This is a genomic window from Neisseria sp. HMSC067H09, assembly GCF_001814135.1.
GTDB lineage: Bacteria > Pseudomonadota > Gammaproteobacteria > Burkholderiales > Neisseriaceae > Neisseria.
Genome location: NZ_KV814894.1, coordinates 56,930 through 70,118, shown reverse-complemented (window position 1 = coordinate 70,118; position 13,189 = coordinate 56,930). Strand labels below are relative to the sequence as shown.

At 53.8% G+C, this 13,189-nt stretch carries 11 protein-coding genes and 1 pseudogene; 8 read left to right on the top strand and 4 right to left on the bottom strand.

What is annotated here, in order from left to right; all coding sequences use genetic code 11:
- Positions 1–222: 222 nt before the first annotated feature.
- Complete coding sequence (edd, locus tag HMPREF2954_RS04195; RefSeq protein ID WP_003757974.1) at positions 223–2,058, bottom strand: phosphogluconate dehydratase; 1,836 nt, start codon at positions 2,056–2,058, stop codon at positions 223–225.
- A gap of 463 nt (positions 2,059–2,521) precedes the next feature.
- Between edd and zwf the strand changes: the two genes are divergently transcribed.
- From zwf to pgi, 6 genes and pseudogenes are all read left to right on the top strand, one after another.
- Complete coding sequence (gene zwf, locus HMPREF2954_RS04190) at positions 2,522–3,967, top strand: glucose-6-phosphate dehydrogenase (RefSeq protein WP_003757970.1); 1,446 nt, start codon at positions 2,522–2,524, stop codon at positions 3,965–3,967.
- A 215-nt stretch (positions 3,968–4,182) separates the two neighbouring features.
- Complete coding sequence (pgl, locus tag HMPREF2954_RS04185; protein ID WP_045075687.1) at positions 4,183–4,878, top strand: 6-phosphogluconolactonase; 696 nt, start codon at positions 4,183–4,185, stop codon at positions 4,876–4,878.
- Positions 4,859–5,860 (top strand): glucokinase, encoded by a 1,002-nt coding sequence (locus tag HMPREF2954_RS04180; protein ID WP_003741556.1) that lies wholly within the window; start codon positions 4,859–4,861, stop codon positions 5,858–5,860. Before pgl ends, HMPREF2954_RS04180 begins: the two co-directional genes overlap by 20 nt.
- Before the next feature lie 49 nt (positions 5,861–5,909).
- A complete protein-coding gene (gene hexR / locus HMPREF2954_RS04175) occupies positions 5,910–6,758 on the top strand; it encodes a DNA-binding transcriptional regulator HexR (RefSeq protein WP_003776986.1) in 849 nt (282 codons plus the stop codon).
- Positions 6,751–6,873 (top strand): annotated as a pseudogene (locus HMPREF2954_RS12890) (IS5/IS1182 family transposase); the annotation flags it as partial. The gene hexR and the pseudogene HMPREF2954_RS12890, both read left to right, overlap by 8 nt.
- A 207-nt stretch (positions 6,874–7,080) precedes the next feature.
- The gene (gene pgi, locus HMPREF2954_RS04170) at positions 7,081–8,724 is read left to right on the top strand and encodes a glucose-6-phosphate isomerase (RefSeq protein ID WP_045075684.1); all 1,644 of its coding nucleotides are present in this window, start codon (positions 7,081–7,083) and stop codon (positions 8,722–8,724) included.
- Between the two features lie 432 nt (positions 8,725–9,156).
- Here pgi and HMPREF2954_RS04165 read toward each other — a convergent pair whose 3' ends face one another.
- The 3 genes from HMPREF2954_RS04165 to HMPREF2954_RS04155 are packed head-to-tail and all read right to left on the bottom strand — an operon-like array spanning position 9,157 to position 11,372.
- Positions 9,157–9,750, bottom strand: a complete 594-nt coding sequence (locus HMPREF2954_RS04165) for a DNA glycosylase (protein WP_045073983.1) — start codon at positions 9,748–9,750, stop codon at positions 9,157–9,159.
- 53 nt (positions 9,751–9,803) lie between these two features.
- A complete protein-coding gene (locus tag HMPREF2954_RS04160; protein ID WP_045073981.1) occupies positions 9,804–10,706 on the bottom strand; it encodes a DMT family transporter in 903 nt (300 codons plus the stop codon).
- A 48-nt stretch (positions 10,707–10,754) separates the two neighbouring features.
- Positions 10,755–11,372, bottom strand: a complete 618-nt coding sequence (locus tag HMPREF2954_RS04155) for a phosphoribosylanthranilate isomerase (RefSeq protein WP_045073978.1) — start codon at positions 11,370–11,372, stop codon at positions 10,755–10,757.
- A gap of 362 nt (positions 11,373–11,734) precedes the next feature.
- Here HMPREF2954_RS04155 and HMPREF2954_RS12670 point away from each other — a divergent pair, with 362 nt between their 5' ends.
- On the top strand, positions 11,735–11,893 hold the full coding sequence (locus tag HMPREF2954_RS12670; protein ID WP_045073975.1) for a hypothetical protein: 159 nt from the start codon (positions 11,735–11,737) through the stop codon (positions 11,891–11,893).
- A 255-nt stretch (positions 11,894–12,148) separates the two neighbouring features.
- The gene (locus HMPREF2954_RS04150) at positions 12,149–13,075 is read left to right on the top strand and encodes a BPSS1780 family membrane protein (protein ID WP_045073972.1); all 927 of its coding nucleotides are present in this window, start codon (positions 12,149–12,151) and stop codon (positions 13,073–13,075) included.
- The last annotated feature ends 114 nt before the right edge of the window (positions 13,076–13,189 follow it).

The following is a 13,189-nucleotide window of genomic DNA, read 5'->3' as shown; positions in this document are numbered from 1 at the left end:
GATAACGTCGGATTCGAGAATCCGACCTACGTCTTTGGTTTTGTTCGTGGGCAAAGCCCACGCTATGTTTGCTGCGTTCAAACGGGATGGTGGTTTAAGTTTCAGACGACCATTGGGGCTGTAGGTCGGATTCTTGAATCCGACAGTTGCTACGTCTGTTTTAAACGGCTTCAATAATTTTTCAGACGACCTTCCGTTTGAAAAGGTCGTCTGAAACGTACATCAGGCAAATTCGCCGCCGAAGCTCATGGCGCCGGTTTCTGCGCTGCTGGTCATGCTGCGGAAGTTGGCGAAGAGTTCGCGGCCGCAGCCTTGTTGGTTCGCGCTCAAGTCGATGTGTTCGACTTCGCGGGCGTTCCATTCGGCCTCGTTAATCAGGACGTTGAGTTCGCCGGTAACGGAGTCGAAGCGGATCAGGTCGCCGGTACGGATTTTGGCGATGTTGCCGCCCATCAGGGCTTCGGGCGTCATGTGAATGGACGCGGGTACTTTGCCGGACGCGCCGGACATACGGCCGTCGGTCAGCAGCGCCACTTTGAAGCCGCGGTCTTGCAGGATACCCAAAGGCGGGGTCAGTTTGTGCAACTCGGGCATCCCGTTGGCGCGCGGGCCTTGGTAGCGGACGACGCAGACAAAATCGCGTTCCAACTCGCCGCGTTCAAATGCCGCCAACACTTCGCGTTGGTCGTTGAACACGATGGCGGGCGCTTCGATGATGCGGCAGCCTTCGCGCACGGCGGACACTTTAATCACGCCGCGTCCGATGTTGCCTTTCATCAGGCGCAGACCGCCGTCCGGGGAGAACGGGTTGTCGGCTTTACGCAGGATATCGTCGTTGCCGCTGGTTTCGGGGGCTTCGCGCCATTCGAGTTTACCGTCGATGAGGAAAGGTTCTTTGGTGTAGTGGCGCATACCGTGTCCGACGACGGTATCGACATCGTCGTGCAACAGACCTGCGTCCAGTAATTCGCGGATAACGAAAGGCAGGCCGCCTGCTGCGGTAAAGTGGTTCACGTCGGCTTTGCCGTTGGGGTACACGCGGATGAGCAGCGGGATGATGGAAGAAATTTCGTCAAAGTCGTCCCAATTCAAAATCACGCCTGCGGCGCGCGCCATGGCAACGAGGTGCATGGTGTGGTTGGTCGAGCCGCCGGTTGCCATCAAACCAATCAGGGCATTGATGAAGGATTTTTCGGTCAACATTTCGCCCAAGGGTTTGATGGTGCCGTTTTTGATGCCGCGCGCGAGGTGTCCGGCAGCGTAGCGGGTCAGGGCTTCGCGCAGGTCGGTATAAGGGTGGACGAAAGCGGCGGCGGGCAGGTGTACGCCCATCATTTCCATCATCATTTGGTTGGAGTTTGCCGTACCGTAGAAAGTGCAGGTACCTGGGCTGTGGTAAGAACCCATTTCGCTTTCGAGTAAGGCATCGCGGCCGACTTTGCCTTCGGCGAAAAGCTGGCGGGTGCGGGCTTTTTCTTTATTGCCTATGCCGCTGGACATCGGGCCTGCGGGAACGAAGATGCCGGGAATATGACCGAACGAAAGCGCGCCTATCATCAAACCCGGCACGATTTTGTCGCAAACACCCATAAACAGGCTGCCGTCAAACATTTGGTGCGACAGACCGATGGCGGTACTCATGGCGATGACGTCGCGGGAGAACAGCGACAATTCCATACCGGCGTAGCCTTGCGTGATGCCGTCGCACATGGCGGGCGTACCGCCGGCGACTTGGGCGGTCGCGCCGTTTTTCTGCGCTTCGTCTTTGATTTGGTCGGGGAAGTCTTTAAACGGCTGGTGTGCGGAAACCATGTCGTTGTAGGCTGTAATGATGCCTAAGTTGGGAACGGTGTCCTGAAGCATTTCGATTTTGATGCTTTTGGGCATGGAGGCGTAGCCGTGCGCCAGGTTGCTGCAACCGAGCTGGTTGCGCTCCAGCCGTCCCATTTGTTTGGCGCTGCGGATTTTCGCCAGATATTTTTCGCGGGTCGGACGGCTGCGTTCGATGATGCGCTCGGTGATTTCGGCGAGCTTGGGGTGGATAGGAGTGGGATTCATGTTCGGTCTCCTGTCGGAAGGGGTGGTATGGGATTTTTGTTTGCGCGTTTCTGATTTTTTGTATTGGGTGTGGGGCGTTCAGCGTTTCAGACGACCTTTCAAACCATGCAAGGGGTCGTCTGAAAGCCTCACTCTATCTATGCAGGCTATTATAATACAAAACCTGTAATTTAGTTACAAAATAATCCGCTAAATGTAAGAAATTTGATTTAAATCGTGATATGCGTCATTTGTGAAAATCTACCAGACCAAACTCATCAAACTTTTAAACTAAGTCAAATAATTTGTAAAAATGAGAATAGACAAAATGTGTAGCCATGTGTAGTATTACTACTCATTAGCCCGCCTGTTTTGAAATTTTGATGCAGGCGATTGGTTTCCATTGCTTTTCTGCCGAAACCGCCCGTCTTTCACGGCATCCGGCGGCACCGGCACAAGGCCTTCCTCAACGAGAGATAAAACGATGAGTACACAAACAAATTTTGATTTGGTGTTGTTCGGCGCGACCGGCGATTTGGCAATGCGTAAGCTGCTGCCTTGTCTGTATCAGGCGCACGTTGCAGGGTTGCTCAATCCTCAGGGTCGTATTTTAGGTGTCAGCCGCAGCGATTTGGATACGGCGGGCTTTTTGGCAAAAGTGGAAACCAACTCCAAAATCCATGTCAAACAAAACTTTTCAGACGACGCTTGGGCATCGTTCGTCAAACGCATCGAATATTTGAAAGTCGACGTTACCCAAGAAGCCGATTTTGCCGCTTTGGGCGAAAAAGTCAAAGCCCGCAAAGAGACCGACAACGTCATCATCTATCTTTCCACCGCGCCGAAATTCTTTGCGCAAGCCTGCGAAAACCTTGCCAAAGTCGGCCTGAATGCCGACAACGCGCGCGTCGTTTTGGAAAAACCGCTGGGTACCGACCTCGCCTCTTCCCAACAAATCAATACCGATGTCGCCCGCTACTTCAAAGAAAGCCAAATCTACCGCATCGACCACTACTTAGGCAAAGAAAGCCTGCAAAACCTGCTGGCGCTGCGTTTTGCCAACGTGATGTTCGAGCCGTTGTGGAACAACAAATACATCGAAAGCGTACAACTGACCATCGCCGAACAGCTCGGTGTGGAAGAGCGCGGCGAGTTCTACGACATTACCGGCGCGCTGCGCGACATGGTGCAAAACCACCTGATGCAAATGCTGTGCATGACCGCGATGGAAGCACCCGCCAGCTTGGATGCCGACGCGGTACGCGATGAAAAAGTCAAAGTCATCAAATCATTAAAACCGCTGACCATCGAATCCGTCAACGAAAACGTCGTTCGCGGACAATACACCGCCGCCAAAGGCATGAACGGCTATCTGCAAGAAATCAACGTTCCGCAAGACAGCTTCACCGAAACCTACGTCGCCATCAAAGCCGAAATCGAAAACGACCGCTGGAAAGGCGTTCCTTTCTACCTGCGTACCGGCAAACGCATGGCGGGCAAAGTGGCGGAAATCGTATTGAACTTCCGTCCGCTGCAAAACCATATTTTTGAAAACAGCCAAGCCGCGCCAAACCGTTTGGTTATCGAATTGCAGCCGACCGAATCCGTACGCCTCTATACGCAGATGAAAGCACCGGGTGCAGGCAACAAAGTCGAAATCGTGCCGCTGGCAGCCGACTTGGAAAAAGTCCTCGAAGGCCGCCGCGCCGAAGCTTACGAACGCCTGCTGCTGGACGTCATCAACGGCAAGCTCGCCCTCTTCAACCGCCGCGACGAACTCGAAGCCGCTTGGGAATATGTGATGCCGATTCTGGAAAACTGGGCAAGCAACACCACCCCGCCGCACGGCTACGACGCGCATTCATGGGGCCCGGAAGCCGCCCGCGAACTGTTGGCGCGCGACGGACACAAGTGGCACGAAGACCAGTAAAGCCTTTTCAGACGACCTTTGCTTGAAGCGTTCACGGTTCAAAAAGGTCGTCTGAAAACCATAAGGCGGCAGATTAGGCGTTTCCGCCGACATTCGCGCCGCCATCGACAATACAGGCTCTCACTTACTTTCCCGCTCACAAACACTGCCTTTCAGACGACCTCCTGCCCCCTTCTTAACAAAAGGTCGTCTGAAAACAGAGAAAGGACACTTTTATGTTCGTTTGGCATGAATACGAAAACGCAGCAGCCGCTTCAGAGGCTTTAGCAGACGCAGTCGCCGCCGCGCTGCAAAACGCGCTGGATAACAAAGGCAGCGCAGTGTTGGCGGTTTCCGGCGGCCGCTCGCCGATTCCCTTCTTCCAAGCCTTGTCGCAAAAAGATTTGGACTGGCAAAAAGTCGGCATCACTTTGGTTGACGAGCGCATCGTGCCGACGACCCACGCCGACAGCAACACTGCCTTGGCACACGAATACCTGCTGCAAAACAAAGCCGCCGCAGCAACTTGGATTCCCGTTGTCGAAGCGGGCAAAACTGAAACTAAATTACAACCCGACAGCGTCGTTGCCTACGCGCTGAAACATTACAAACAACCTGACGTACTGATTTTGGGCATGGGCAGCGACGGACATACCGCCTCCCTCTTCCCGCAAGCGCCGCAACTGAAGGCAGCCATCAACGAATCAGACGACCCGACCCTCATCCACACCACGCCCGTTACCGCGCCGCACGAGCGCGTCAGCATGACCTTGGGCGCCATCGCCAAAACGGAAAACGTCTTTTTGGCGATTCAGGGCGCGGAGAAAAAAGCCGTGTTCGACAAAGCCGCCGCGCGCGCCGATTTGGAATATCCGACCAGCCTGGTATTGAACCATCAAGGAGTAAACTGCCATGTCTTCTACTCAAACTGATATTCAACAACCCGTCGGCAAAAACTATCCGCGCCTGGTTGCCGATATCGGCGGCACCAACGCCCGCTTCGCGCTCGAAACCGCCCCGCAGCAGATTGAAAAAGCCCAAGTCTTGCCGTGCAAAGACTACGACACCATCGTCGATGCCGCCAAAGCCTATTTGGAACAGGCAGGCGGAGCCGAAGTCCGGCACGCCGCATTCGCCATCGCCAACCCGATTTTGGGCGACTGGGTGCAAATGACCAACCACCATTGGGCGTTTTCTATCGAAACCACCCGTCAGGCATTGGAGCTGGACACCCTCATCCTCTTGAACGACTTTACCGCGCAGGCATTGGCGGTAACGCAGACTTCAAGCAAAGACCTGATGCAGGTAGGCGGGCATAAACCCATCGAATTTGCCCCCAAAGCCGTCATCGGGCCGGGAACCGGTTTGGGCGTGAGCGGACTGGTGCACAGCCCCGCAGGCTGGGTCGCGCTTGCCGGCGAAGGCGGCCATTCCAGTTTCCCGCCGTTTGACGACATGGAAGTTTTGATTTGGCAGTATGCGAAAAACAAATACGGCCATGTCTCCGCCGAACGCTTCCTCAGCGGCGCAGGTTTGAGCCTGATTTACGAGGCACTCGCCAAACGCGACAAACTGAAAAACTACCGCCTCAAACCGTCCGAAATCACCGAAAAAGCCTTAAGCGGCACGTCCCCGCTCTGCCGTCAGACTTTGGACATCTTCTGCGCCATGCTCGGCACGGTCGCCTCCAACCTCGCCCTGACGCTGGGCGCGCGCGGCGGCGTATATTTGTGCGGCGGCATCATCCCCCGCGTTTTGGAATATTTTAAAACCTCACCTTTCCGCAGCCGCTTTGAAAACAAAGGCCGTTTCGAAGCCTATCTCGCCGCGATTCCCGTCTATGTCGTCTTAAGCGAATTTCCGGGCATCACCGGCGCAGCGGCGGCACTCGACAACCACTTGAAAAACGTTTAATCACACAAGCCGCCCCGCCGCGGGGCGGCACACACCGAAGGGCATATTTATGTTAAGCAAAATCAGCGAATCACTGTCAAACCTGTCGGGCGCGGAACGCAAAGTCGCCGAATGCGCCTTGGCGGAACCCAAATGGTTTGTCCATGCCGCCGTCGCCGAAATCGCCGAGCGCGCATCCGTCAGCCAGCCGACCGTCATCCGTTTTTGCCGCAGCCTGGGCTACAAAGGACTGCCCGAGTTCAAACTCGCCCTGTCCGCCAGCATAGGCCACGAAGGTATGCCCTACGTCCATGAAGAGCTCAACGCCGACGACGACATGAGCATCGTTGTCGAAAAAGTATTGGGCAACGCCGCCGCCTCCATTTTGGGCGAACGCCGCTTCCTGAAAGAATCCGAGCTGGAAAACGCCATCGCCACCCTGATGCACGCGCGCCGTGTCGAATTCTACGGCGTCGGCAACTCCGGCATCGTCGCCCAAGACGCGCAACACAAATTCTTCCGCTTCGGCATTTCCACCGTCGCCTACGTCGATACCCACACCCAACTGATGGCAGCCTCCGTCCTGTCCGACCAAGACGTCGTCGTCGCCATTTCCAACACCGGCTCGTCCATCGAGCTTTTAGACGCCGTCAGCATCGCCAAAGAAAACGGCGCGTCCGTCATCGCCCTGACCCGCAACGACTCCCCGCTGGCACAGCTTGCCGACTGCGTATTGAGCATCGCCACGCAGGAAAACGCCGAACTCTACACCCCCATGGTGTCCCGCCTGCTGCAACTCGCCGTCATCGACATCCTCGCCATCGGACTCGCCCTGCGCTTGGGCGATGCCGCCAGCCTGCAACTGCAAAAAAGCAAAAAAAGCATACACAACAAACACATCGATTACGACAAAGACTAAACAATATAGTGGATTAAATTTAAATCAGGACAAGACGACGAAACCGCAGACAGTACAGATAGTACGGCAAGGCGAGGCAACACCGTACTGGTTTAAAGTTAAGCCACTATACATTTTCAGACGACCCGACATATCCCAAGGTCGTCTGAAAATACCGACCAAAAAATCAGTGCCGCCGTTTTTCTTCAATATTGACACCCAACCCAAATAACGGCAGACCCCGCATTCACACCCAACCCTAAAAACGGAAACCCGCCCGTTCCCGTTTCAGACGACCTCGCGGCCGTTTTCCCACAAAACCGTCCAACCTCAGGAGCATCCGATGAAACACCTTCACGACTTACCGGCTTGGTCAAAATTATGGATACATTTTGACGAAACCAAAGAACAACACATGCGCGAAATGTTCGATCAAGACCCGCAGCGTGCCGAACGCTACTGGCTGCAAGTCGGCGGACTGACGCTGGATTACTCCAAAAACCGCATCAACGACGAAACCATGGCACTGTTGTTCGAGCTTGCCCGTGAAGCCGGCGTACCCGAACGCATGCAGCAGATGTTCCGCGGCGAAAAAATCAACACCACCGAAAACCGCGCCGTCCTCCACGTCGCCCTGCGCAACCGCACCAACTCCCCCATCGTCGTTGACGGCGAAGACGTCATGCCCAAAGTCAACCACGTCCTCCAACGCATGGGCGAATTCGCACACGAAGTCCGCAGCGGCAGCTGGTTAGGCTATACCAACCAAGTCATCACCGACATCGTCAACATCGGCATCGGCGGCTCCGACCTCGGCCCGCTGATGATGTGTACCGCGCTCAAGCCCTTCGGACACCCCCGCCTCAACATGCACTTCGTCTCCAACGTGGACGGCTCCCAACTGCGCGACGTATTGTCCAAAGTCCACCCCGAGACCACCCTCTTCATCATCGCCTCCAAAACCTTCACCACCCAAGAAACCCTCACCAACGCCCTGACCGCGCGCAAATGGTTCCTTGACCATGCAGGCGACGAAGCCGCCGTCGCCAAACACTTCGTCGCCGTCTCCACCAACCAAAAAGCCGTTGCCGAGTTCGGCATCGACACCGCCAACATGTTCGAATTTTGGGACTGGGTCGGCGGACGATACAGCCTATGGTCAGCCATCGGCCTGCCCATCATGCTCTATTTGGGCAAAGAAAACTTCATCGAAATGCTCAACGGCGCGCACCTGATGGACCAACACTTCATCAACACCCCGCTCGAGCGCAACATGCCCGTCATCCTTGCCCTCATCGGCATCTGGTACATCAACTACTACGGCGGTGGCAGCCACGTCATCGCGCCTTACGACCAACACCTCCACCGCCTGCCCAAATTCATCCAGCAGCTCGACATGGAGAGCAACGGCAAACAAGTTACCCTCGACGGCAAAGCAGTCGGCTACGAAACCTCCCCCATCATCTGGGGCGAAACCGGTATCAACGGTCAGCACGCCTTCTTCCAACTGCTGCACCAAGGTACCCACATCACCCCGATCGACCTCATCGCCTCGCTTGAAAAACGCAGCAACCTGCGCGGCCACCATGAAATCCTACTCGCCAACGTCTTCGCCCAAGCCGAAGCCTTCATGCGCGGCAAAACCCCCGACGAAGTCCGCGCCGAACTCAAGGCCCAAGGCATGGAAGCAGAGCGCATCGAAGAGCTGGTTCCGCACAAAACCTTCTCAGGCAACCGCCCGACCAACCTCATCCTCATGGACAAAATCAACCCCCGCAACATGGGCAGCCTGATCGCCATGTACGAACACAAAACCTTCGTCCAAGGCATCATTTGGGGCATCAACAGCTTCGACCAATGGGGCGTCGAACTCGGCAAACAGCTCGCCAAAACCATCCTCGCCGAGCTGACCGGCGAAACCGGCGTACAAAAACACGACAGCTCCACCACCCGCCTGATCAATCTTTATCTGAACGCCAACAAATAAAGACAGCCCCATCAGGACAAAAGGTCGTCTGAAAACCCAGATTTAAGGTTTTCAGACGACCTTTTTTACCGAATACCGCCGCGTTAATACAGATATATTGGATTAAATTTAAATCAGGACAAGACCGACGAAGCCGCAGACAGTACATATAGTACGGAACCGATTCACTTGGTGCCTCAGCACCTTAGAGAATCGTTCTCTTTGAGCTAAGGCGAGGCAACGCCGTACTGGTTTAAAGTTAATCCACTATAACGGTTCATTTGACCTTTAATAATAAGGCACCCTCTGCCTGCCGTCATTCCCGCACAGGCGGGAAGCCATGTTTGAATTTAAGAAACTGTTTCTCAAACATCCGTATCTTAAAACCTCCAAGTATGTACCCCACGGCAACTCATCCTTGCACAGGCAGGATGTAAATACAGTATAAGTACCTTATACCAAACCCGCCATTTCGAAAAACGCCCGATACGCCGCCGCCTTTTTCGCCAAACTCAAAGGATAAGCGCGCGAAGTGGACGGCAGGCGGGTTAGGGTCAAATCCCGTCCGGCAAACGGAAACGGCACGGTTTCGCCCGTTTTCGGCATTTTGATACCGCCGCCCTGAATATCGAGCAGGACTTCCGTCGCCTTGCCGCCGGTAGTGCAGATATGTCGGCAGTCGGGCATCTGCGCCAACACCGCCGCCAAATCGATGGTTTCGACCACTTGCAAAAACTTGTCGGACGCATTGCCGTGTTCCCGCACAGCCTTCAACACGGTCGGGCAGGACGCAATCCCCCGTTCGCGCAAAAACGCCTTGATTTTCTCCTCATCAAACGCTTTTTCAGACGACCTTTGGAAATGCGCCGCATCATTAAAAAACACCAGCCCGTAGACGCGCCACATATCGTTTTGGAAATTCGGATAATGAAACTGCATCGCGCGTTTGTCTTCCTTGGGCGGAAACGTCCCCATCATCATTACCGTCGCCTGCGGCGGCAGCAAGGCAGGAAAAGGGTGAGTTTCGATTTCAAGCGGGGCAGACATCATGATTTCCTTAATAAAAAATATTGAACACAAAGCAGCCGGTTGCCGCCTTTTCAGACGACCTTCTGCCCGTACCGCATCAGCGTCATGCCGCCGACTGCCGCCGCGCAGCCCGCAACCAGCGAAATATGCAGCGGTTCGCCCAAAACCCACGCCGAAGACAGCATACCAAAAATCGGCACCAACGTAATATACGCCGCCGCGCTGCCTGCGCCCAAAGTCTTCACGCCTTCGAAATACCACGCGTAGGCCAATACCGTTGCGCCGATGACCAGCCACGCCAATGCCGTCCAACCGCGTGCATCCATCGCCGCCATTGCATCAAACGGCAGTCCGTCCGTCCACAACGCTACCGCCGACAACATCAGCGCGCCGATGAACGACGTTGCCGCCGTTACCGTCAGCGCGTCTATCCCGCGCAAAACCGCACGTCCGATTAAAGTATAAGCCGCCCAGCAGACCACACAGCCGAAAATCAGCCACTCCCCCGCCTTGATGCCGCCCGACAACACCGTCAACGGCTGCCCTTGCGTTACCGCCGTTATCGCACCACAGACCGCCAGCAGCATACCCGCCAAAATCTTCGCGTTTAAACGTTCGCCGAAAAGCCAAGCCGCCAGCAGCAGCGTCAGCACGGGATTCACCGCCACGACCACCGCCGCCTTACCCGCCGGCATCGCCTGCAAACCCAGCATGAAAAACACCGCATAGCCGCACACTCCGACGGAAGCGGCCACCGTCAAGCCCAGCCATTGCCGTGCCGACAAAGCCGCCAAGGTCGCAAACCTGCTGCGCGCAAACAACCAGCCCAACAACAAAAACGAAGCCAACACAAACCGAACCGCCCCGCCCGTCAGCGGCGGCAGCGACTGCCCCAGCATCCGCCCCATCGGCCAAGACGCACCCCACAACACCGCCATCCCCAGCAGTTTCAAATGTACAGAATAACGTTCCATCTCATTCCTTTATCAACAAAGGCCGTCTGAAAATCAGATTTTCAGTTTTCAGACAACCTTTGCAGCCGCCACAAACGCCGCTATTTTTTTCTTGTCTTTAATCCCTGCCGAGCTTTCCACCCCACCGGACACGTCCACCGCCGCCGCGCCGCTGGTTTTCACCGCATCGGCGACGTTTTCGGGCGTCAACCCACCCGCCAAAATCCACGGTTTGCCCAAATCTTCCGGCAGCATCGTCCAATCGAAACTCTGCCCCGTGCCGCCGTATTCGGTCGGATGGTAAGCGTCGAATAACAGCGCGCGCGCGTTGGGGAACTTGGCGCAGGCCGTCTGAATATCGGCGGCGGACTGCACGCGCACGGCTTTGAGATACGGCCGGTCAAACTGACGGCAGAAATCATCGTCTTCGTCGCCGTGAAACTGAATCACGTCTATCGGCACTTGGTGCAGGATTTCGCGGATAACGTCCGACTGCTCGTTCACAAACAGCGCGACCACCGACACAAATGGCGGCAGCACCGCCGCGATTTCCTTCGCCTGCGCCGCCATTACCGCGCGTTTGCTTTTCGAGTAAAACACCAGCCCGACGGCATCCGCGCCCGCTTCGGCGGCGGCAAGGGCATCCTCGGGGCGGGTGATACCGCAGATTTTGGTACGGATTTTCATATCCCCCTCTCTTTAAAGAAAGATATTCGGAAAACAAGGATTATAGCGGAACAGCCCGCCATGACGGCAACAGGCTTCTTAAAGAAATCCCACTGTGAGACCTTTGCAATAACATGAGTTATTAAATTTTTATGCTCAATACCATTTTCAAAATGAAGAACCTCCCTGATTTCTTCTACTTTTTTCTCAATATCAGAAAGGTTTTAGCCAATTGAAAATTTTTTAGCACATTTTTATGCGTCAAATTTTGTTAACAGACTATTTTTGCAAAGGTCTCACTGTAAAAATGCAGCAAACTTGAATCTTTCCCCACCACGGCGTAACCTTACGCCTTTATCCGATTACCGACGGGAGCCGACAACATGACCGAACCTAAAAACACCCAACCTTCCCTGCCTGAAGACGAACGTAAAAATCCCGTTTACCGATTAGGGCAGGCCGTTGCAGGATTTATGCTGATCGTTTGGGCGGGCGTGTTGGCATTGGTTTTTTATTTGGTTTTCCGCTTTTGGTTCAGCTGACAGACAGCAAGCCGCCAACGTTTCTTTAAGCGTATCCTTCCCAAAACAGAAAACCGTCTGCCGATAGATTTCGAAACATATCGCCCAATAACCCATCTGCAATTTATCTTGGTACGCTATAAACTGCCTCATGCCAAACACAAAGGTCGTCTGAAAAATTTTCAGACGACCTTTTGTCAAACTCTCAACAAATAACCATATACACTTATGATATAATGATAGCCTTTCTCATCTGTAAACTTGGAAATTATTTTTATGGAAACACTGCAACCTTCCCAGCACCCTATCACCCCCCAAAACTCCGTCAACGAACCCAAACGTCTACGCGCAGGCGAAGGGGTAAGCTGGTTTACCGACTCATGGCGTATTTTCAGTAAAAACAAATTCAAATGGATGGGCGCAATTATTTTAATCAGCCTTATTCCTATCGCGGTAGGTTTTCTATTCGGTTTGCTAGGCATTGAAAGCCCGCCCGCTGATTTCAATAATTTCAATGATTTCACCTCAACCATAATAATCCGAGAATTGCTCTTCAATCTGTTTTTCTATTGGGTAGGCTTTTGTTTCCTCGGTGGCATCGTGCTGCTTGCAGCCCAAACCGCGCAAGGTAAGAATTTCAACTTCGGCTCTCTGTTTGCCGGATTTTCGATTAAAAAAAGCGGAGCATTCCTGATTCTTTTACTGCTGAGTATCGTCGTATGCCTGCTTTTAGCTTTGGCCGTTGTTATTCCTTTCAGCATATTCGCCAACGGAAATTTCTTAAGGGCAGACTTTATGCCGGCCTTTCCGATTTTATTTATTATCCTGTTGGTTATTATCGCCATTTACTCCATGATGTTTTGGCTGGCTCCCGCCTTTGTCATGTTGGAGGATATGAACCCTGTTGCCGCTATTAAGGCCAGCTTCAATGCCTGCCGCCGCAATATCCCAGCCCTGCTGGTATACGGCTTAATTTGGCTGGGTATCGGTATCGCGTTTTGGTTCATATTTATGATAGTCATGATTTCCGCATTTGCAACAGAAGCATCAATACAGCAATCAACCGCGCTCTCCGGCCCTTTCCTTATTTTGTTCTTCATCTTCTTATTGATTACTTACCTGGTTCTCTACCCTGTAGCAATGATCGGCATATACACCGCCTATCGCAGTATTTTCCCCCAAGGTCGTCTGAACAAATACTAATCTTTCAGTAGAAGATCGTTGTTTCTCCTAAAAGTCGTCTGAAACCTATTTCAGACGACTTTTTCAATTCAATGTTGCCGGCCATGCAACAAAACCTATGCCATACAAACCTTG